The organism is Providencia sp. wls1943, assembly GCF_009706275.1.
In the GTDB taxonomy this organism is placed as follows: Bacteria; Pseudomonadota; Gammaproteobacteria; order Enterobacterales; family Enterobacteriaceae; genus Providencia; species Providencia zhijiangensis.
In genome coordinates this window covers 26,748-48,245 of the sequence record NZ_WLTU01000017.1, presented here as the reverse complement: position 1 = coordinate 48,245, position 21,498 = coordinate 26,748, and the positions used below count along the sequence as shown (strand labels likewise).

The following is a 21,498-nucleotide window of genomic DNA, read 5'->3' as shown; positions in this document are numbered from 1 at the left end:
ACTGTTTATTCGGTTTTCGTTTTAACTAAGGTTGTTTGTGATTATGCAAGCTCAGCTTTCTGATGCGTGGATGCAGCGATTCGCTGGAATCGGGCGTTTATATGGGCAACAAGCCCTTCATCTTTTTGCACGCTCACATGTGTGTGTTATTGGTGTAGGCGGCGTTGGTGTGTGGGCTGCTGAAGCATTGGCGCGTTCAGGTATTGGTACTATCACCCTGATAGATATGGATGATATCTGCGTGACAAATACGAATCGCCAACTTCATGCATTGAAATCAACGGTGGGGCTACCTAAAGTTGATGTGATGAAAGAGCGCATTTTGGCAATCAACCCTGAATGTACCGTGAATGTTATCGATGATTTCATTACGGTGGATAATGTGGCTGAATACCTCTCTTTGGGATTTGATTACGTTATTGATGCCATTGACAGTGTAAGACCGAAAGCGGCGCTGCTGGCATATTGTCGACGTTTTAAAATTCCTGTCGTGACGACGGGAGGTGCTGGTGGTCAAATCGATCCGACCCAAATTCAAGTCGCAGATTTAGCAAAGACAGTTCAAGATCCTTTGGCAGCAAAATTACGCGAACGTCTGAAATCAGACTTTAATGTCGTGAAAAATGGCAAAGGTAAATTGGGAATCGATTGTGTATTTTCGACGGAGCAGTTGGTCTATCCACAGAGTGATGGAACGGTGTGCGCAGCGAAAAGCACGGCAGATGGTTCAAAACGTATGGACTGTGCATCAGGATTTGGTGCGGTCACGATGGTGACGGCCAGTTTTGGCTTTATTGCGGTGTCCCATGCGTTGAAAAAGATGGTCGCAAAGGCACAAAGAGAAGCTAAACAGTAGAGTTGAGGCTAGGGTGTAGCCTCAACGGGATAATCATTCTGCTGGGGTCATTTCACCCGCAATGTTTTTGATTGCAGTAATCAATGCGTGGATCCCATTTTGGCGGGATTCACTCAGTTGCCCTGATAAGCCAGTCTGGCTGAAAATCTCATCGAAGTCAGTTGCTAAAATTTGCTGTGCATTTTTCTGTTCAACGCAGGCGAGCAAAATAGCAAATAATCCTTTTACTACACGTCCTTCGCTATCCCCATAAAAATGGAATGTGTCATCATCATTGAGAATAGCGCCAATCCATACACGGTTTTCACACCCATGAACTTCTTGAGTCTGCTGCTTTTCTTCTTCTGTGAGAGAGGGCAGTTTTTTCGCGAGTTGAATAAGTAAGCGATATTTATCTTCCCACGCTTTTTGTTTGGAAAACTGTTCAACGATTTCGTGAATGACAATTTCTGTGCCAAATGGATGAGAAGCCAGTTCATGTCGAGACAAAGTCATTAGATTACCTTTTAATCATTTAAAATCGAAAGTGCAAATTTCACTGAATCAATAAATTTATCAATATCTTGCCTGTTGTTATATGGCATGGCGGAGATACGTAAACACCCGCTGATATTGAGTGAATCCATCAAGGGTTGAGCACAATGTTGTCCATAGCGTAATGCAATTTTCTGTTCGGTCAAGAAAAGCCCTAAATCACTATGGTGAATATTGTGGAAATTGAAAGATAAAAGTGGCGAATTTTGCGTGCGATAGCAAATCGCACCTTCGAGTTGAGAAAGCTGCTCATAGGCATAGTCTATCAAGGCACAAGTATAGGCTTCTGCTTGCGCTAAGTTTTGCGTTGAAAGCCACTTGAGTACAGCAGAAAAGGCTATTACACCTGCGATATTCGGGGTTCCAGCTTCAAATCGTTGAGGTATTGGGGCGAGGGTGAAGCCTGAAAAATCAACGTAATTTAACATTTTACCGCCACCATGCCATGGACTCATATTGGCTAAATGTTCAGGTTTTCCATAGCAGATGCCTAAACCTGTTGGCCCATATAATTTGTGTGCTGAAAACGCGTAGAAATCTACATTAGTTTTCATGACGTTAAGAGGATGGTGTACAACGCCTTGAGCACCATCAACAACGACTTTTGCACCAAATTGATGAGCAAGTGTGGTTATCGCGCTAATGTCCGTCTGGTAGCCCGTTACGTTAGACATTTGCGTTACTGCAACAATTTTACTTTTGGCGTTCAAGATTGATTGCAGCGCATTGAGGTTTAAGGTTAAGTCAGGAGTCACCGACCATTTTACGATCTTTGCACCTGTTTGTTGTGCCAACATCAGCCACGGCAGTAAGTTTGAGTGATGCTCAGTCTCACTGACGATAATTTCATCACCTGCTTGAAGTTTCTCACGGAAATAGCTCTGCGCAATCAAGTTAATAGATTCAGTGGTGCCACGTGTCCAGATAATGGATTTTTCGTCTGGCGCTTGGATATATTTTGCCGTTAATACGCGACCTTGTTCGTACAAGCGAGTAATTTTTAATGCTTCAGGGGATTGCCCGCGATAGACCGAACTACCTGAAAAACGGTAGTAATCGTCAGAGGCGTTGATCATATCCAAGGGTTTTAGGGCGGTGGCGGCGCTATCAAGGAAAACAATGTCAGAGCCGATGGCTGGAAATTGCTGGCGAAATTGAGGAGCGTTAAAGTTATCCATTATGCTGATTCTTTGATGTTAGCTATCCAACAGGTGAATGTGGCTATAGTTGTGGTTATGAATATGCGTTGATTATGATAATAACGGAAAACAGTGAATAAGTAGATGGAGATAAAAAATGTTATTCAGTTATCGATTATTAGAAATAATTTGTTACACTTAATAGGAAGATTTTTGCGCAAATTTTTGAATAATTGCGCGCCTGAAAAAAGTTAACACACTCAGCTGATGAAGGTTTGCTTTTTAACTTAATGGTTAAATTTAATTTAAGATGCACTTTATGGGCTTTTTACTCGAAATCCGATGGGATAATGTTTTTTTATCTTTCATAATGGATTTTATGGCGCCCAAAATAAAAAAAGCACCGCGCTTAGGCGGTGCACTATAAAAATCACTATGGACAGACAGGGTAAATGTACAGGAAGTGAAAAAAACAGTAGCAATCGCTACAAAGCCTGGATTAACCAGACAACTTGCAAACACAACATCACAACCACAAAGCCAAAAGTTTCAAAGTAACTAAACTCTGCAACTTTTCGTTCCGGCTTAGGAAGTGCGCATACTATAGGTATTTACTGGCGTATCCTCAAGGGACAATTTATAATGCTTCGGATGAGAAAAACTAATGCGTATAACGAAGCTGAGTCGAAGAGATTATGTCTAAAAGATTACCGCCTTTAAATGCTCTGAGAGTGTTTGATGCCGCCGCCCGTCATTTAAGTTTTACTAAAGCGGCAGATGAATTATTTGTGACACAGGCTGCTGTCAGTCATCAAATAAAAAGCTTAGAAGATTTCCTCGGATTAAAACTATTTCGCCGTCGAAATCGTTCATTGCTGCTGACGGAAGAAGGGCAAAGTTATTACCTTGATATCAAAGAAATTTTCTCGTCTTTGAATGAAGCGACGAGAAAGCTTCAAGCCAGAAGCGCAAAAGGCGCACTAACTGTAAGCTTATCACCAAGTTTCGCGATACAATGGCTAGTTCCTCGGCTTTCAGGATTTAACCAAGCTTTTCCGGGCATTGATGTTCGTATTCAAGCAGTTGATCGGGAAGAAGATAAGCTAGCGGATGATGTGGATGTGGCCATTTTTTATGGCAGAGGAAACTGGACAGGCTTAAGAACGGACAGACTTTACGCCGAATATTTAATGCCAGTGTGTTCACCTTCGTTAATGACCGGAGGGAATCAACTGAAGAACCCGGAAGATTTAGCGAAGCATACGTTGCTTCATGACTCTTCTCGCCGTGATTGGCAAGCTTATGTTAAGCAATTAGATTTGCAAAATATTGTGAATGTGCAGCAAGGGCCCATTTTTAGCCATAGCGCTATGGTGATCCAAGCGGCAGTTCATGGGCAAGGGGTAGCATTAACCAATAATGTGATGGCAAAGAATGAGATTGATGCTGGCAGATTGGTGTGTCCGTTTAGCGAAGTATTAGTCAGTAAAAATGCATTCTATCTGGTCTGCCAAGAGAGTCAGGCCGATTTAGGGAAAATAGCGGCATTTCGTCAATGGATCCTTGCGCAAGCAGCCAGTGAGCAAGAAAAGCTTGGCTTTATTACCAATGACCAAGATTTGACGCATATACAATAATCAAACAGTTAAAACGAAGGTGCTATTGTGAATAGTCGTTTGATGTTAATTTTTGCAGGGATTAGTGGATTTTTTATTGTTGCATTTGGTGCCATTGGCTCTCATGCACTTTCTCCAATTATGAGCGCTCATCAAATGGCTTGGATTGATACAGGGTTACGTTATCAAATGTTTCATACCGTCTCATTAATGGTGCTGGGTGCGGTATTACTGCGTAAAGTCATTTTGTGGTTCTATTGGGCAGGTGTGTTTTTCTCCGTAGGGATACTTCTTTTTAGCGGTAGCCTTTATTGTATGGCCTTATTGCAGGTAAAATACTTCTCTTATTTTACGCCAATAGGTGGCGTTTGCTTCCTCGTTGGCTGGCTTTTAGTTGTTATTGGCGCTATGCGTCTAAGGAAATCGGCGTCACGCAATGAGTAATAAAATTGCATTATATTGCCGCCCGGGCTTTGAAAAAGAGTGCGCAGCAGAAATTACAGATAAAGCAGGGCAACGCGAAATATACGGTTTTGCCCGCGTTAAAGAAAATAGCGGTTATGTTATTTTCGAATGTTATCAATCTGAGGATGCAGACATCCTTGCGCGCACACTTCCATTTCGTGAATTGATTTTTGCTCGTCAAATGTTTGTGGTGGGTGATTTATTAAAAGATTTACCGCCAGAAGATAGAGTCACACCGATTGTGAACGCGCTTAGCCAGCAGGTTGAGAGAGCGGGTGATCTGCGTGTTGAGGTTGCGGATACCAACGAATCAAAAGAATTGATGAAATTCTGCCGTAAATTTACGGTGCCTCTGCGTAATGCATTACGCCAAGAGAAAGTCTTATTAGCGCAAGAGAACTTTAAACGCCCAGTCGTCCACGTGTTCTTTATTGCGCCGGGGTGCTGCTATACCGGTTATTCTTATTCGAATAATAGCTCGAATTTCTATATGGGTATTCCGCGCTTGAAGTTCCCATCGGATGCACCAAGCCGTTCGACGTTAAAGCTGGAAGAGGCTTTCCATGTGTTTATTCCTTATGAAGAGTGGGATGAGCGTTTAGCGAGTGGCATGAAAGCCGTGGATTTAGGGGCATGTCCGGGAGGATGGACTTACCAGCTCGTCAAACGCAGCATGATGGTGGAAGCGGTAGATAATGGTCCAATGGCAGAAAGCCTGATGGATACAGGACAAGTTCGACATCACCGCGAAGATGGTTTTAAATTTAAGACAACCTCTCAAAACATCACGTGGCTCGTATGTGATATGGTGGAAAAACCTGCCAAAGTGGCTGCATTAATGACTCAGTGGCTGCAAGAAGGCTGGTGCCGCGAGACCATTTTTAACTTGAAGCTGCCGATGAAAAAACGCTATGAAGAAGTGGCGCATATTCTGGAAAAAATGAAAGCTCAGCTGAAAGAGAATGGTATCAACGTTCTGATCCAAGCGAAACAGCTTTACCATGACCGTGAAGAAGTCACTGTGCATGTCCAACGTGTTTGGTCTGCAAACCCAATGGCACGTGAATATTATTAAGTCAAAGTTGGCTTGAATAGTAAAAAGGTCACTGTGAAGTGACCTTTTTTGTGCCTACTATTTAGCTTGATAGCGTAATTGATTCAGATTACCTTTCAAGGCAATGTCTGTTTTTAATGTGGCAATATCGCGACAGATAAGCGCGATTTCTTGTTGGTTAATCAGTTTTTTCTGCCATTTTTCTTCAAGACCATCAAAGTGGGCGTACAAATTTTCAATCGTGTGGAATCGCTGAAGTAGCTCCGTGGCACTTTTGGCACCAATCCCTGCCACCCCAGGAACTTTACTGCTGCTGATCCCCGCTAAACCCCAGTAATCAGGAAGTTGTTCAGGCGTGACTCCAAATTCATTCTCGATGAAAGGTACGTCCAACCAACGTTTTTGAAAATAGTCACGGATACGCAGGTTTGGAGAAAGTAGCTGGCAGTAACCTTTATCGGTAGAGACGATGGTGACGGTATGCCCAGAATCGGCAATACGTTTGGCAAGAGTGGCGGCTAAATCATCAGCTTCATCACCTTCAGATTGCCAGCAATGAATACCATTTTCCTCAAACTGAGCAACGAGCTGAGGTAACTCAGCTTGCAAGTTTTCAGGCATAGGCTGACGCCCGGCTTTATAGTCGGGCAGTTTCTCATGACGCCAACTATGGTGGCGACCTTCTTCATCAAATACCGCCACGATATGGGTGGCGTTAGTGTGGTTAATCAACTGAGAAATAGCGGACAAACAGGTCTCTCCACATGGGCTACCCTGAACCGCATGGATACGTCGAATTAAGTTTAAAGCATCAATAATTAATAAATGGATCATAAGCCGTTTGGTGGTTAAACGCGCCATCCTTGGCACGTAGGTGATTATTTCACAATTTCATAGCAAGGTTCGTAAGCGGTGCCACCCGGCAACTTCATACGATGCTGTTTCACGAAACCTTGGAGTAAAATGTCCATGCGTTTCATGATGTCGCTATCCCCATGAATTTTGAAAGGACCATGTTTTTCAATCGCTTTCATGCCGACTTCTTTGACGTTACCGGCGACAATTCCAGAGAAAGCACGGCGTAAATCGGAAGCCAGTTTTTCTGGGGATTGGCCCGGATGCAGATTCAGTGACGCCATATTTTCATGGGTTGGTTCAAACGGATGCTGTAGGTCAGGGGCGATTTTAATCGACCAGTTGAAGCTGTATGCATCACCCGTATTACGACGGCACTCTTTCACTGCAGACATACCTTTTTTCATCACGCGTGCCACTTCTTGCGGGTTGTCGATAATGATTTGGTAATGTTTGCTCGCTTCATCTCCCAGAGTATGGCGAATAAAATCATCCAAAACAGAGAAGTATTCAGCGCTCTCTTTTGGTCCAGTTAGGACTAATGGCAGCACCTGCTCGGTATTTTCAGGATCCATCATAATACCCAACAGATACAGCAGCTCTTCTGCGGTTCCCACACCACCAGGGAAAATAATGATCCCGTGGGCTAAACGGACAAATGCCTCAAGACGTTTTTCAATATCTGGCATGATGATCAGTTCATTCACTAATGGGTTAGGTGGTTCAGCCGCGATGATGGATGGCTCAGTTAACCCGATAAAACGACTGTCTTTATAACGTTGTTGAGCGTGACCTACCGCGGCACCTTTCATTGGTGCCTCCATGGCTCCCGGTCCACAACCGGTACAGATGTTCAGCTCGCGCAAGCCGAGTTCATTACCGACTTTACGACCATACAGGTATTCATTTTCATTAATGGAGTGACCACCCCAGCACACGATCATATTCGGTTCTTCACCAATATGTAGCGCACGAGCGTTACGTAAGATGGAAAAGATCATATTAGTGAGGTGGGTGCTATTTTCTAAATCGAGATGGAACTGCTGTTTGGCATTGGTGATTTGAGCGTGAACAAACAGGATGTCGCGCAGTACAGCAAACAAGTTTGCTTGCAACGAGCGAATAATTTTACCGTCAACGAACGCTTTTTCTGGCGGGTTGATAAGCTCTAATTTGATACCACGCTCACGGCGTAAAATATTGATATCAAAACCTGCACTTTTTTCTAAAAGCTCTTTACTGCTGTCAGTTAAGCTTCCTGAATGTAATACCGCTAAGGAGCAGTTTCGATATAGCTGATACAGATGGCTGCTCGCCGTACGTTTCAGCATATCGACTTCAAGTTGAGACAATAGATCCATAGATCCTAATGGACTGATATGAGTAATCAAGTAACACTCCTTTGCCCAATTGGGCTCTTGACGCGTGAATTACATTGAAAATGATTTAAATAGCATTCTCTTAAATTACACTGATTTTCAATTTAGTAGGTACTTATTGCCGTGCCAAACGACCCGTGTCAGGCTCGAATTGTTCATTACTGCGCCATGGGTTGATATCAAGCCCACCTCGGCGAGTATAGCGTGCATACACCGATAATTTTTCTGGTTTGCACAGTATTGTTATGTCGTTGAAGATGCGCTCCACGCACTGTTCGTGGAATTCATTATGATGACGAAATGAGACGAGGTAACGTAATAACGCTTCACGGTCAATTTTTGGACCGCGATAATGAATTTGTACTGAGCCCCAATCAGGTTGGTTGGTTATCAAACAATTTGATTTCAACAGGTGGCTGACGAGGGTTTCTTCGACGACCTCTGCTTGGGTGCAATCGACCAAATAGTCGCGATTAAATTCATAGTTATCGATGTCAATCTCTTGCTCATCAATACAAACACCTTGGAATTGGTGAATGGCTTGCTGAGTGAAGTCATCAAGTTTATAAAGTGTAACCTTAACCTCGCCATTAGCACAGCGGCTTAGGTCATTTTGCAAAACGCTTCGCACATTTTCCCACGTTTCGAATCGGGTCTGATTGAAACTATTGAGATAAAGCTTGAAGCTTTTTGACTCCACCAGATTTTCACTTGTCGCATCTACACTGACAGAGCCTATCGCCACTTGAGGAACGCCACGGGCATTTAGCCAAGAGAGTTCATACAGTGTCCAAATATCGGTACCGTGGAATGGCAGTGTATCAGCATGAATATTCAAAGGATCGCGATTAAGGCTACGCGGCACCGCTTGCAATAAAGTGGCATCATACTGGTCATGATAAGCCGTCTTTTTCCCGAGAGTTAAATTATCGAGAGCGGGGTTATTTTGATAGTGAGACATTGTGATCCTTATCTTTTCGGTGTGTCAGTGCTGAACATTGGCAAACTGAGTGCGTTTTATTCGCTGGTTAACTTCTGTCATAATACCACTTATCCGTAATATTGAGTCTGCCAATTTAAATTGGTTTCAATAATGTCATTTCTCACAATTGAAAAACGATGAATACAATAATCTCTGATTTAATTAAAAATTTTACCAGCCAGTATGTGGCTAAGTGGCAAGAAGCTACGGGGCTTCCGCCTGTGTCTGCCGAGTTGTATGGGGTACCTTCTCCTTGCATCGTTCGTACTGGTGATGATGTGGTTTATTGGGAGCCTCAACCGTTTCCATTAGAAGAGAAAAGCTTAAATAATGTAGCTAATGCGCTAGATCTCCAATTACAGGACGATATTCACGCTTTTTATACCACTCAGTTAGCTGGAGATATGAGTGCGACGTTTGGTGGCTTGTCATTGAATTTGGTGCAAGTGTGGAGCGAAGAGGACTTTATTCGCTTACAGGAAAACTTGATTGGGCATTTGGTGACTCAAAAGCGCTTAAAGTTAGCACCAACGCTGTTTATTGCTACGTTAGACTCTGAATTAGAGATGATTTCTCTGTGTAATTTAACCGGAGAAATTATTGTAGAAACGTTTGGAAGCAAGCAACGACAAGTTATTGCAGAAAATCTTGCGAGCTTTATTCAACAACTGAAGCCCGTGATATTATCTCAGGGGTAAGAGATTTATAGCATGGTGTTGTAGGTTATTGCCTACAATTGGGTTAAGCCATATCTTAATAATTTTTCATATTATCGAAATGAGAACTATTTAACTTTTAATTTCATAGCGTTACTATCCATTTTAAGTTTTTTACTATTTTTTGAATAACCCGAATGTAGAGTACTAGGTTGTTTGCTTAATGGATTTAATACATTCTTATCGGGCTGGACAGGGTAGTTGTTTAGCTTTTTTACATATAAAAAACAAGGGAATGGATAACCTAGCGGAACAGTTGGTCTGCTAAATTTTTATCTAACAGGATGTTAGGCGGCAGGAAGTCGCATTGCAGGATGCAAGTCAATTGAGAGATAAGTAGCCAGTTAGTTTTTAACTGGCTACTTTTTTTTTATTTTTGGGCTGCATTGGAGTGTTGAGCAAGGGATTCAATAATGCTTTGAGACATAGCTTCTCTCAGTGCTTCGCGCTTACGGAATTCGGAACGTCTCTGGCTTTTCACTGACTCAATATCACGCATCGGCTCTTGAAGTGGTAATTGATACCAACCTTCGGCATTTAAAACGCCGCCACACTCTTCCCAAAAAGTATCGTAGCTGGATTTTAAATGCTGGCTTTTGATATGGCTGTTATTTGAAATTCCGAGAATAGATTTGATTTGAAAATAAGCAGCTACCGCATAAATAGCAGACATCAAAAGGTTTTTAGGTCTCATTGCATGCATCTGCTTTGTGATGGATTTCACTTGCTCTACACTCTGCTCTGTCGATGGTCCTTGTAGAGAGCAGACATACAGCTGGCCTTGTTCACCAAATGAGAAACTCATCAAATAGATTTCATCACCCGTTTCATTGAGTAAATGGATGGAGAGATCCCCTTCACGTGGATATTGAGAATAAATCATTTTTAATTGGGCAAAATCACCGGATTTTAGCTCAATATTCGCCACCGTTAAGCCATCTCGTTTATCCGAAAACATGGCGTTAATAGCTTCAGGCGTAAAGGTTTTTTCAATTAAATCTAACGTGTGGCTTGCAGTTGATAATTTCTGTTTACCGCTCCATGCTTTATGCAGATATTTGTTGATTGGTCGCTCAATAAATTGAGGTACACCATCGATAGTCGCTGATAGCTGGGCGCTTTGGTATGTATCGCACATCGATTGATATTGCTGATATTGTTGTGAAGGCAACTTAGCAATGCGGATCTTTCTTTTTAGCTGTACGTATTTGTTAGTGAAAGATTTCCATGTCTTGTTTTGTTGACGCCACTGCTTTAATAGTCCCATAGATAAACCATCTTTATGTTAATAATGAAAAAAAAGCAAACTGTGTAGAAAAACATTTGATAATAAATGCTGAGCATACAACAAATGATAAATAAACATTCATTATTTTAATAAATGTTAAGAATGGAAAATTGAAAGTCAATTTTTAGGCTCATGATTGTTTTTTGCTTGTCTCATCCCCATGTTTGCGGCAGAGCTATATTTGCGACAGACTATGTTTATGACAGAACCATGTTTGCGACAAAACGGTGTCCAAAAATACGGTATATTTTGAATTATTATAGTTGAATAGGTTTTAGTATGAATATTGAGCAACGCATCCTTGAGAAACTCGGTCATCTTGAAATAGAGATGAGAGCCAAATCCTTATGGGAAGAAGTACCACCAAGTCCAGACGCGTTTGAAAGTGTAGAACCTTTCGCCATCGATACGATGGAAGCTGCGCAATGGTTACAGTGGATTTTAATTCCTCGGTTGACTGCGATGATTGATCAAGGTGCCATGTTGCCGAGCAATTTTGCTATCGCACCATATTTTGAAGAGATCTACAAAGACGATGAAGAAGGGCGCTTTATTGCATTCCTCGATCATTTGCGTGAGTTAGATAGCTACTTTCAATTCACCGTGATGGGTGAATAACGGATGCTGGATATTATCTACCAAGATGAGTATGTAGTTGCTGTTAATAAACCAGCAGGTATGTTGGTGCACCGCAGCTGGCTCGACAGCAAAGAAACGGTGTTTGTGATGCAAACACTGCGTGACCAAATTGGGCAGCATGTTTTTCCAATCCATCGTCTTGATAGGCCGACATCGGGTGTGTTGTTGTTTGCATTATCCAGTGAGGTAGCAAGGTCGCTCGCCGAGCAGTTCGAGCAGCATACCATGGAAAAAGTGTACCATGCGATTGTCCGAGGCTACGTTACACAAGGGGACAGATTGGATTATCCGTTGCTCGAGGAACTCGACAAAATTGCGGATAAACATGCCACTAAAGAGCCTCGGTTACAAGAGTGTGTCACCCATTACCAGCCTTTGGCGACAGTCGAATGCCCTGTGGCGATTGGCCGCTATGATACTGCGCGTTTTAGCCTTGTTGAGCTTAAACCTGAAACTGGACGCAAACACCAATTAAGACGCCACATGTCCCATTTACGTCATCCAATTATTGGGGATAGTAAACATGGAGATTTACGACAAAACCGCGGTGTGAGTGAGCATTTTTCAGTTTCTCGCTTGATGCTGCATGCTAGCCAGCTAATATTTATTCACCCTATAACAGAAGAAAAAATATCGTTAGTCGCGCCATGGGATGCACAATGGCTGTCATTAGTTGAGCAATTTGGATGGGTTGATACTGTTTCGAAGCTCGACATTAATGTGATTGATTATCTTATTTGACAGGTTTTTATAAGGAGGGCGTAATGTCCAAAATCGGAATTTTTGTCGGGACGGTGTATGGTAACGCATTAGCGGTTGCTGAAGTGGCGCAAGAGATTTTCGAACAGCAAGGCCATGAAATTGAAGTTTTTGAGGAGCCAACGCTGGCAGACTGGCAAACCTACAATGCGGGTGAAGGCGTTGCTTTAGTGATCACCTCCACCACCGGACAAGGCGACATTCCTGACACTATTGCACCTCTTTTCTATGAAATTAAAGATGTTGTCGGCTATCAGCCTGAATTGAAATATGGCGTGATTGCTTTAGGTGATAGCAGCTATGAGAACTTCTGCGGGGCTGGTAAACAGTTTGATGAGTTATTAGCTGAGCAATCTGGCAGCCGTATTGGTGATGTGCTGTTTATTGATGCGACAGAAGTGGAAGAGCCTGAAGAGTTTGCCAAAGCGTGGTTACAGTCTTGGGCGGACATGCTGTAAATAGCGAGCATTACGCATCTGCACTGTAAACATATTGGCTTACAGTGCAGTGAGGAAGCTGATTATTTACGAGTGAGTTTCTCGAGATCTGCTTCAATTTCCGCGATTTTATTGGACACCACGTGTTCTAAATGACGTAGGTCATCCAAAATTTTGTGTTTTAAATCAATATCAGTTTGGTCGTTTTGACAAATTTGATCCAGTTCTTCAATTACATAACGTAAGTTAGTATTGATTTCGTTAATTTCTTTGAAATTGTTGCTGCCATCAGTTGCTGCAACGGTCTTACGCTGACGTGGGTATTTAAACTTCACGCTTTTAGCGAAAAACTCGCCTTTATCTTTGCGAAAGTAAATTTTTAAAATATCGTTATTAGCTTCTTGGCGCAGGGAATAGCGGTCGATATCTTGCGGATTGCTGATGCCTAAACTTTTCAAATTGTCGTACATGTTAGCTCGCTTAATCGTAAGGGACTGTGTCGATGACTTTTAAGGTTATAAATAAGGGCTATAAACAAAGCGGTCTCTTTTTATAACCATTTACTGAGCCCTAATTGCTTATAAAATGATGAGTGACAAAATAACCATCTAATAATAGCAGCTAATTGACCAAGGGCAGTAAATTCTCGGTCATATTATGCGCGATTAATCCAGTTTGACCAACCTCTGTTTGTAATAGAATCTACTTTATTATTTACATTATCTATCTATAACCCAGAGGTTTCTGCTGACTCAATGCGAGGTTTATGCTTGAAATGCAGGATTTTCCATTGCGAATCAATGGAAAAGTGGAACAATAGCTTAATGGGACACTCGGCTACCCGATTCGCAGATGGACATGCGTTTCGGGGTAGCTTCGCGTTTTACACCTTATGTCCCTTAAAATGTCAGGGAAGGTGAGAGGGTGTAGAGTTTGATGAGTAATTGATTCGGTAACTTACGAGTAAGCCACTCATTTATAATTACTCGTCAATACTTCTTAGCAACTCATTGATGCCGACTTTCCCGCGGGTTTTTTCGTCGACTTTTTTCACGATCACGGCGCAGTACAGGCTGTAGCTACCATCTTTGGACGGTAAGTTACCAGAAACGACAACGGAGCCAGCAGGTACGCGACCATAGAAAATTTCACCCGTTTCACGGTCATAAATTTTGGTACTTTGACCCAGATAAACGCCCATAGAAATCACGGAGCCTTCTTCAACAATTACGCCTTCAACGACTTCAGAACGTGCGCCGATAAAACAGTTATCTTCGATAATTGTTGGGTTTGCTTGTAATGGCTCCAGAACACCGCCGATGCCAACGCCACCAGATAAGTGAACATTTTTACCGATTTGCGCACAAGAACCAACCGTTGCCCATGTATCAACCATAGTTCCTTCATCAACATACGCACCGATGTTGACGTAAGATGGCATCAATACGCTGTTTTTGGCGATATAAGCTCCTTGGCGTACGGCTGCTGGTGGAACAACACGGAAGCCTTCACGTTCAAAGCGAGCTTTGTCGTAATCCGCAAATTTCATCGGCACTTTGTCAAAATAGCGGCTTTCAGCGCCTTCGATGACTTGGTTATCATGAATACGGAAAGATAATAAAACGGCTTTTTTCAGCCACTGGTGAGTGACCCAAACACCTGCAATTTTTTCTGCAACACGCAGTTTACCGCTATCTAATAAAGCGATGGTTTCCATCACGGCTTGTTTAACCGCTGGGGTAACGGTATTTGGAGTAATGGATGCGCGATCTTCGAATGCTTGCTCAATAATTGTTTGTAATTGTTGCATTAATGCTGTTTCTCCTTCAATGGTTCTCAGTCAGGTAACATGCCATAAATTAGACTGGCACTATATTTTATCCTTCGATTTAAGGGCTTCTGTCAACCTTTCTGATAACTCTTGTTGCATATTTTTATCCAATGCTTTGTGTTCTTTATCTGCCAATACAAAAAAGTCTTCGACTTTTTCACCAATGGTTGTGATGCGGGCGCCGTATAAAGAAATCTCCATCTGAGCGAAAATGTGGCCTACTTTGGCGAGCAAGCCGGGTTGATCAAGGGCGAATAACTCCATGTAGGTACGGCGGTCATTATTGGAGTGTAGAAAATTCACTTTGGTTGGTACGCTGAAATGGCGTAGCTTCGCTGGGAGTGTTCGTGGTTTTGGTAACGGAATTTCAGGTTGCTGAACGGCAAGTAACAGCGCCTTGCGAATATGTTCATATCTATCTTTCGAAAGTGGCGAGCCGTTAGGTTCTAGCACCACGAAAGTATCCATCGCCATATTATCTTTATTGGTAAAAATTTGAGCGCTATGAATGCTTAGATTGCGTCTATCCAGCTCACTGGCAACGGCTGCAAATAAATGTGCTTTGTCGTGGCACCAGATAAAAATTTCTGTTCCGCCATGTTTCGGCTGAGTACTGATTAACACCAAAGGCTGGGTTAAATCGTGTTTGAGCAAATGGTTGGCGTGCCAAGCCAGTTGAATCGGCGTATGGCGCAGAAAATAATCTGCATGACAGCGTGACCACAGAGTGTTGAGCTGCTCTTCATCGACATGAGATTGGCGCAGTAGCGATAGCGCTTGGTAGCGATGGTGACGAATGCGCTCGCGAAGGTCGGGAGTGCTTTGCATACCCTGGTTGAGTTGATGCTCGGTTGAAAGATAAAGCTCGCGGATCAAGCTTTGCTTCCAGCTATTCCATAATGTGCTGTTGGTGGCACAAATATCGGCAACTGTTAAGCACATTAGGTAATTTAAGCGCGCTGTCGATTTTACTTCCCCTGCAAACTGTTTAATCACATCAGGGTCTTGAATATCTCGGCGTTGGGCTGTCACGGACATCAATAGATGATTTTTCACCAGCCATGATACAAGCTCGGCATCTTTGGTTGTAAAATCGTGTTGAAGGGCGAATTCATAGACAAATTCAGCGCCCAAATCGGAGTGATCCCCAGAGCGCCCTTTAGCAATATCATGAAACATCGCTGCTAAGCGCAACAGTTCCGGCTGCAAAATCTTAGGGTAAACACTGACGCATAGCGGGTGCTCGCGGCGATTCTCTTCCTGTGTAAAACTGTCGATTTTCTGTAAGACGCGAATAGTGTGCTCATCCACCGTATAGGCGTGGAACAGGTCGAATTGCATTTGTCCGACAATGTTGCTCCAAAATGGTGTATAGGCGCTGAGAACACTGTGTAAGTGCATCGGCACAAAGGCTCCCTTTATCGCTCTTGGGTGGCGCAATATTTTGATAAACATGCGGCGAGCTTCAGGGATTTCGCATAATGGGACTTTCAGATCGCGCCGTGCAAAGCGTAATTGACGTAATGTGGTGGAGTAGATCCCTTCAATATTGGGGTTGCGAGCCATTTGATAGAACATTTTCAAAATAGCTTCTGGCTGTTTAATAAACAGCATTTCGTCAATCACATCGATTAAGTTGCCACGTAGTTGAAAGTATTCATCAATAGGACGCGGTTTTTCATTGGGATTCAAGGCCAAAATAGCTTCATCAAACAGTTGCAGCAGCATTTGATTCAATTCCCTGACGCGGCGAGTGACGCGATAGAAATCTTTCATCATGCGCTCGACAGGTTGGTTCCGCTCGCCAGTGTAACCTAATGATTGTGCGACACTAAATTGACGATCAAACAGTAGTCGGTTGTCATAGCGCTTGACTACTAAATGCAAAGCAAAGCGGATTTTCCATAAAAACGATAAACACTCTTTGAGCTCTTGACGTTCTTCTTCGGTGAGGAAACCAAAGCCGACCATTTCATCGACGGTTGTCGCACCAAAATGACGGCGACCTACCCAAAGTAAGGTATGAATATCCCGTAATCCACCTGGGCTGCTTTTAATATCTGGCTCTAAGTTGTAGCTGGTACTGTGATAACGCTGATGGCGTTCCTGCTGTTCGGCTAATTTTGCGGCAAAAAATGTGGCGGAAGGCCAAAAATCATCACTAAAAATGGTTTTCTGTAAGCTTAAGAATAGGGTGATATCACCACATATTAAGCGCGATTCAATCAGATTAGTCGCTGTGGTTAAGTCTTGTTTTCCTGCTTCAATGCACTCTTCCAATGAGCGAACACTGTGCCCGATATCAAAACGTAAATCCCACAGTAAGGTAATAAATTGACCGACTTTAGCGGCAATTTCTTCAGGAAGTGGTTGCTGGCTGAGAATTAAAATGTCGATGTCTGATAGCGGGTGTAGCTCATGACGACCATAGCCACCGACGGCAATTAATGACATCCCTGAACATTGGTCAAAATGGTAACTCTGCCAAAGCTTGGTGAGCAGGGCATCAAGGTAGTCACTGCGAGCGCGGAGTAAATCCACGACATTTTTCCCTTGGTGAAAAGCAGATTCTAGCCAAGCATCAAATTGGTCAACGTGTTGCCGAAGCGCTGAGAGCTCAAGATCGGAAGGTTGGAATTGCGTGGGGGATAAATAGCTGTTTGAAGGTGCCGTCATCATCATCTGTCCGTGTTGAGAGCCATACAGAAATTATGATCAGCTTACGTTTTTTTAGGGGGGATGAACAGAAAAACTAAGCTCCCCCTAGGAGGAGCTTGAAATACGATTACTCGTTGATCAGAACCGCAGAAATAAATGGCTCTTCTTCTTTACGCAGAGTTAAAATTTCACAGCCGTTGTCAGTCACCGCTAAAGTGTGCTCGTACTGTGCAGACCAACCACGGTCTTTAGTTTTGACTGTCCAGCCATCTTTCATGGTACGAATACGGAAATCACCGGTATTCACCATTGGTTCGATAGTGAAAGTCATACCTTTTTGCAGCACAACGCCGCTGTCATCGGCATCATAATGCAGAACTTGTGGCTCTTCATGGAAGCCTTCACCGATACCGTGGCCGCAATATTCACGAACCACGGACAGGTCTTGTTTCTCAACAAATTCTTGAATGGCTTTACCAATGGTGCGTAAACGAATACCGGGTTTCACCATACGGATTGCCAGATACAGACTCTCTTGCGTCACTTGGCACAGGCGCTCACCTTGGATAGTCGGTTTACCAACGATGAACATTTTAGAGGTATCGCCGTGGAAACCATTTTTGATGACAGTGACGTCGATGTTAACTACATCACCATCTTTCAGAATTTTATCGTCGCTTGGAATGCCGTGGCAGATAACATCATTCACAGAAATACAAACAGACTTAGGGAAACCATGGTAGTCAAGGCAGGCAGGGATCGCTTGTTGTTGCTCAACAATGTGTTTGTGGCAAAGGCGATCCAATTCACCTGTACTGACTCCCGGCACAACATGCGGTGCGATCATTTCTAACACTTCAGCTGCTAGGCGACCAGCAACACGCATTTTCTGAATATCTTCTTCAGTTTTGATAATAATAGCCATGAGTTCAGTCCATATATGTCAGCAGGGATTTGCGACATGTTAAAAAAAGGGTTTGGAAATGGGCAATTGTTGCGACATTTTTACCGTTGATGCCGAGTATGGTAACAGTCACCGCATTTTCTGCCAACTAGTAGGCGATATGTTTAGATGCCCACAATTCGATTATACAAGCCGATTAAAAACAGATAATGGAGCACAGGGTAAGCCAAGCCGCAGGCGTGGTTTGTTCAAATTGAGCTTTTTAGAGCACAAATTGTCAAAATTATCAGTCGATTTTTGATGATGAGTTTTTCATCTTGGCTATTTTTCGCTATCGTTTTGTTGTTGCTCTATATTTGCTCAGTGGTTCTTTTGTAACGGGCAAAATTCGTTGAGATTTGAATAATGGTCTTGGTTTTTATCAGCGAAAAAAACAACAATTATTGGATTGTAACTGCATTTTATGGTATAAAGCGCGCCGGCAATCCATATTTTTCTCTTTATCTCATTTTTTAATCTAATTTGGATTAGTGAGTGAATCTTAAAGGCATCGATTGGATGTGCGTAAACTAAAACTCAATTGTGTAATAACACACACGAATCGGCACGTGCGCCGGGGTGCTCTTATGCGTTTAGACGCAGCTATAGAGTCGGTAGCATGGGATTCGTGGAGGCATAACCCCAATTACTTATATACAGAGGTATAAAATGGCAACTGTTTCCATGCGCGATATGTTACAAGCGGGCGTTCACTTTGGTCACCAGACTCGTTACTGGAACCCTAAAATGAAACCTTTCATTTTCGGCGCTCGTAACAAAGTTCATATCATCAACTTGGAAAAGACTGTTCCAATGTTCAACGAAGCTCTGGCTGAGTTGACTAAAATTGCTTCTCGTAAAGGCAAGATTCTGTTTGTTGGTACTAAACGTGCTGCAAGCGAAGCCGTTCAAGAAGCTGCTGGAAGCTGTGATCAATATTTCGTAAACCACCGTTGGTTAGGTGGGATGCTGACTAACTGGAAAACTGTTCGTCAGTCAATCAAACGTCTGAAAGATCTGGAAGTTCAGTCACAAGACGGTACTTTCGACAAACTGACCAAGAAAGAAGCGCTGATGCGTACTCGTGAACTTGGTAAGTTAGAAAACAGCTTAGGCGGTATCAAAGATATGGGCGGTTTACCAGACGCTCTGTTCGTTATCGATGCAGACCACGAACACATTGCTATCAAAGAAGCTAACAATCTGGGTATCCCAGTATTTGCTATCGTTGATACTAACTCTGATCCAGACGGTATCGACTTCGTTATCCCTGGTAACGACGATGCAATCCGTGCAATCAAACTGTATCTGGGCGCTGTTGCAAACACCGTTCGTGAAGGTCGTTCACAAGATCTGGCTGTTCAAGCAGAAGAAAGCTTAGTAGAAGCTGAATAATAAGGCAAAAGCCCTTATTAACCAGGTATTGCTATATATTGGTTAGAAGGGGCCTACTTAGGCCCCTTTTGTCTCTGTGAATCAGAATTATCCTTGTGGGAAAGTCCCGTGAGGCATATCGAGGAATAAATCACATGTCTGGAATTACCGCTGCATTGGTAAAAGAACTGCGCGAACGTACTGGCGCAGGTATGATGGAATGTAAAAAAGCATTAGTTGAAGCTAACGGTGACATCGAATTAGCAATCGACAACATGCGTAAATCAGGTCAAGCGAAAGCAGCTAAAAAAGCAGGCCGTGTTGCTGCTGAAGGCGTTATCCTGACTGAAGTTTTCAACGACGGTAAAACTGGTGCGCTGATCGAACTGAACTGCGAAACTGACTTCGTTGCTAAAGATGCTGGTTTCTTAGCATTCGGTAAAGAAGTTTTAGCTTCAGTTGTTGCTGATAAAAACGCTGACATCGACGCTCTGAAAGCAAAATTCGAAGAAGCTCGTACAGCTTTAGTTGCGAAAATTGGTGAAAACATCAATATCCGTCGCGTTGCTATTCTGGAAGGTGCACAAGTAGGTAGCTACCTGCACGGCGCTCGTATCGGTGTTCTGGTTGCTGGCGAAGGCGCAGATGAAGAACTGCTGAAACACATCGCTATGCACATTGCTGCAAGCAAGCCAGAATATGTAACTCCAGAAAACGTTCCAGCTGACGTTGTTGCTCACGAGCACCAAATTCAGTTAGACATCGCTATGCAATCTGGTAAACCACGCGAAATCGCTGAAAAAATGGTTATCGGTCGCATGAACAAATTCACTGGCGAAATCTCTCTGACTGGCCAGCCTTTCGTAATGGATCCAAGCAAATCTGTTGGTGACTTACTGAAAGAAAAAGGTGCTAACGTAACTAACTTCATCCGCTTTGAAGTTGGTGAAGGTATCGAGAAAGTTGAAACTGACTTCGCAGCAGAAGTTGCTGCAATGAGCAAGTAATCAACGAAAAGGGCCGCCGATTGGCGGCCTTTCTTTAATACACTGCATATTTCAAGCTGCATGCATTCGCCTCTTTTAGTGTAGCGATTCAACTTCCTGCAACTTGAACTATTTTTGTGTAGCATTCTGTATCAAATACATTTTTCGGCATATAGAGCGAGACTCTATATGTATGACTCCAATAATGACCTGTTAGGACACAACTCATGGCAACCAATGCAAAACCCGTTTATCAGCGTATTCTGCTAAAACTAAGTGGCGAGGCTCTACAAGGTGCAGAAGGTTTTGGTATCGATGCTAGCGTTTTAGATCGTATGGCTCAGGAAATCAAAGAACTTATAGAACTGGGTATACAGGTCGGTGTGGTTATTGGTGGTGGTAACTTGTTCCGTGGTGCCGGTCTGGCACAAGCTGGCATGAACCGCGTTGTTGGTGACCATATGGGGATGCTAGCAACTGTGATGAATGGCCTGGCAATGCGTGATGCGCTGCACCGTGCATACGTTAACGCAAGACTAATGTCTGCGATTCCACTCAATGGCGTGTGTGACAACTATAGCTGGGCTGAAGCTATCAGCTTACTACGTCACGGCCGTGTGGTTATCTTCTCTGCAGGAACAGGAAATCCATTCTTCACAACGGACTCAGCAGCTTGCTTACGCGGTATTGAAATTGAAGCTGATGTTGTACTGAAAGCCACAAAAGTTGATGGCGTTTACTCGTCAGATCCTGCCAAAGATCCTGATGCCGTTCTGTATGAAAACCTGAATTATCAAGAAGTTCTTGAGCGTGAATTGAAAGTTATGGATTTAGCTGCATTTACGCTAGCACGCGATCACAACCTGCCAATTCGTGTTTTCAACATGAATAAGCCAGGCGCATTACGCCGTGTTGTGATGGGTGAAAACGAAGGAACTCTGATTTCTCACAATTAATACTCAGAGACATGACCTGAGTTTGAATGTA

At 43.1% G+C, this 21,498-nt stretch carries 21 protein-coding genes; 11 read left to right on the top strand and 10 right to left on the bottom strand.

Annotated features, from left to right (window positions below):
- Window positions 1–43: 43 nt before the first annotated feature.
- Window positions 44–856, top strand: coding sequence for a tRNA cyclic N6-threonylcarbamoyladenosine(37) synthase TcdA (gene tcdA, locus GKR48_RS07740; protein WP_154627659.1), 813 nt, complete (start codon window positions 44–46; stop codon window positions 854–856).
- A gap of 33 nt (window positions 857–889) precedes the next feature.
- On the opposite strand, the gene csdE is transcribed toward tcdA, so the two are convergent.
- Complete coding sequence (gene csdE, locus GKR48_RS07735; RefSeq protein WP_154603357.1) at window positions 890–1,351, bottom strand: cysteine desulfurase sulfur acceptor subunit CsdE; 462 nt, start codon at window positions 1,349–1,351, stop codon at window positions 890–892.
- A gap of 11 nt (window positions 1,352–1,362) precedes the next feature.
- Entirely contained in the window at window positions 1,363–2,568 is a 1,206-nt protein-coding gene (gene csdA / locus GKR48_RS07730) for a cysteine desulfurase CsdA (protein ID WP_154627658.1), read from the bottom strand.
- Between the two features lie 656 nt (window positions 2,569–3,224).
- Between csdA and GKR48_RS07725 the strand changes: the two genes are divergently transcribed.
- Genes GKR48_RS07725 through rlmM form a run of 3 tightly spaced genes read left to right on the top strand, consistent with a single transcriptional unit; the run spans window position 3,225 to window position 5,685 of the window.
- Complete coding sequence (locus GKR48_RS07725) at window positions 3,225–4,166, top strand: transcriptional regulator GcvA (protein WP_036956330.1); 942 nt, start codon at window positions 3,225–3,227, stop codon at window positions 4,164–4,166.
- A 27-nt stretch (window positions 4,167–4,193) separates the two neighbouring features.
- Window positions 4,194–4,589 carry a DUF423 domain-containing protein gene (locus GKR48_RS07720; protein WP_336431131.1) on the top strand — a complete coding sequence of 132 codons (396 nt, stop codon included), beginning with the start codon at window positions 4,194–4,196 and terminating at the stop codon, window positions 4,587–4,589.
- Window positions 4,582–5,685, top strand: coding sequence for a 23S rRNA (cytidine(2498)-2'-O)-methyltransferase RlmM (rlmM, locus tag GKR48_RS07715; protein ID WP_154627657.1), 1,104 nt, complete (start codon window positions 4,582–4,584; stop codon window positions 5,683–5,685). Before GKR48_RS07720 ends, rlmM begins: the two co-directional genes overlap by 8 nt.
- A 57-nt stretch (window positions 5,686–5,742) precedes the next feature.
- Here rlmM and xni read toward each other — a convergent pair whose 3' ends face one another.
- From xni to queF, 3 genes are all read right to left on the bottom strand, one after another.
- Window positions 5,743–6,498, bottom strand: a complete 756-nt coding sequence (xni, locus tag GKR48_RS07710; RefSeq protein WP_154627890.1) for a flap endonuclease Xni — start codon at window positions 6,496–6,498, stop codon at window positions 5,743–5,745.
- A gap of 44 nt (window positions 6,499–6,542) precedes the next feature.
- Window positions 6,543–7,910, bottom strand: coding sequence for a nucleotide 5'-monophosphate nucleosidase PpnN (gene ppnN / locus GKR48_RS07705; protein ID WP_154627656.1), 1,368 nt, complete (start codon window positions 7,908–7,910; stop codon window positions 6,543–6,545).
- Between the two features lie 103 nt (window positions 7,911–8,013).
- The gene (queF, locus tag GKR48_RS07700) at window positions 8,014–8,859 is read right to left on the bottom strand and encodes an NADPH-dependent 7-cyano-7-deazaguanine reductase QueF (protein WP_154627655.1); all 846 of its coding nucleotides are present in this window, start codon (window positions 8,857–8,859) and stop codon (window positions 8,014–8,016) included.
- Between the two features lie 158 nt (window positions 8,860–9,017).
- Here queF and syd point away from each other — a divergent pair, with 158 nt between their 5' ends.
- Window positions 9,018–9,578, top strand: a complete 561-nt coding sequence (gene syd, locus GKR48_RS07695; RefSeq protein WP_154627654.1) for a SecY-interacting protein — start codon at window positions 9,018–9,020, stop codon at window positions 9,576–9,578.
- Window positions 9,579–9,966: 388 nt separating this feature from the next.
- Here the strand turns inward: syd and GKR48_RS07690 are convergent, their stop codons facing one another.
- A complete protein-coding gene (locus tag GKR48_RS07690; protein WP_154627653.1) occupies window positions 9,967–10,863 on the bottom strand; it encodes a VirK/YbjX family protein in 897 nt (298 codons plus the stop codon).
- 300 nt (window positions 10,864–11,163) lie between these two features.
- On the opposite strand from GKR48_RS07690, the gene GKR48_RS07685 reads away from it, so the two are divergent.
- Genes GKR48_RS07685 through GKR48_RS07675 form a run of 3 tightly spaced genes read left to right on the top strand, consistent with a single transcriptional unit; the run spans window position 11,164 to window position 12,740 of the window.
- Entirely contained in the window at window positions 11,164–11,502 is a 339-nt protein-coding gene (locus GKR48_RS07685) for a YqcC family protein (RefSeq protein ID WP_154603349.1), read from the top strand.
- Between the two features lie 3 nt (window positions 11,503–11,505).
- Window positions 11,506–12,264: a tRNA pseudouridine(65) synthase TruC gene (gene truC, locus GKR48_RS07680; RefSeq protein WP_154627652.1), complete on the top strand. Its 759-nt coding sequence runs from the start codon at window positions 11,506–11,508 to the stop codon at window positions 12,262–12,264.
- Window positions 12,265–12,287: 23 nt separating this feature from the next.
- On the top strand, window positions 12,288–12,740 hold the full coding sequence (locus tag GKR48_RS07675) for a flavodoxin (protein WP_154627651.1): 453 nt from the start codon (window positions 12,288–12,290) through the stop codon (window positions 12,738–12,740).
- Between the two features lie 62 nt (window positions 12,741–12,802).
- On the opposite strand, the gene GKR48_RS07670 is transcribed toward GKR48_RS07675, so the two are convergent.
- From GKR48_RS07670 to map, 4 genes are all read right to left on the bottom strand, one after another.
- Window positions 12,803–13,189 carry a DUF3461 family protein gene (locus GKR48_RS07670; RefSeq protein ID WP_154603346.1) on the bottom strand — a complete coding sequence of 129 codons (387 nt, stop codon included), beginning with the start codon at window positions 13,187–13,189 and terminating at the stop codon, window positions 12,803–12,805.
- A 512-nt stretch (window positions 13,190–13,701) separates the two neighbouring features.
- A complete protein-coding gene (gene dapD, locus GKR48_RS07665) occupies window positions 13,702–14,529 on the bottom strand; it encodes a 2,3,4,5-tetrahydropyridine-2,6-dicarboxylate N-succinyltransferase (protein WP_132496506.1) in 828 nt (275 codons plus the stop codon).
- Between the two features lie 60 nt (window positions 14,530–14,589).
- Window positions 14,590–17,229, bottom strand: coding sequence for a bifunctional uridylyltransferase/uridylyl-removing protein GlnD (gene glnD, locus GKR48_RS07660; protein WP_154627650.1), 2,640 nt, complete (start codon window positions 17,227–17,229; stop codon window positions 14,590–14,592).
- A gap of 106 nt (window positions 17,230–17,335) precedes the next feature.
- The gene (gene map / locus GKR48_RS07655) at window positions 17,336–18,133 is read right to left on the bottom strand and encodes a type I methionyl aminopeptidase (RefSeq protein ID WP_036956350.1); all 798 of its coding nucleotides are present in this window, start codon (window positions 18,131–18,133) and stop codon (window positions 17,336–17,338) included.
- Window positions 18,134–18,820: 687 nt separating this feature from the next.
- Between map and rpsB the strand changes: the two genes are divergently transcribed.
- From rpsB to pyrH, 3 genes are all read left to right on the top strand, one after another.
- Window positions 18,821–19,546: a 30S ribosomal protein S2 gene (gene rpsB, locus GKR48_RS07650; RefSeq protein WP_036956352.1), complete on the top strand. Its 726-nt coding sequence runs from the start codon at window positions 18,821–18,823 to the stop codon at window positions 19,544–19,546.
- Between the two features lie 134 nt (window positions 19,547–19,680).
- The gene (tsf, locus tag GKR48_RS07645; protein ID WP_036956353.1) at window positions 19,681–20,532 is read left to right on the top strand and encodes a translation elongation factor Ts; all 852 of its coding nucleotides are present in this window, start codon (window positions 19,681–19,683) and stop codon (window positions 20,530–20,532) included.
- A gap of 206 nt (window positions 20,533–20,738) precedes the next feature.
- Complete coding sequence (gene pyrH, locus GKR48_RS07640) at window positions 20,739–21,467, top strand: UMP kinase (protein WP_006814045.1); 729 nt, start codon at window positions 20,739–20,741, stop codon at window positions 21,465–21,467.
- The last annotated feature ends 31 nt before the right edge of the window (window positions 21,468–21,498 follow it).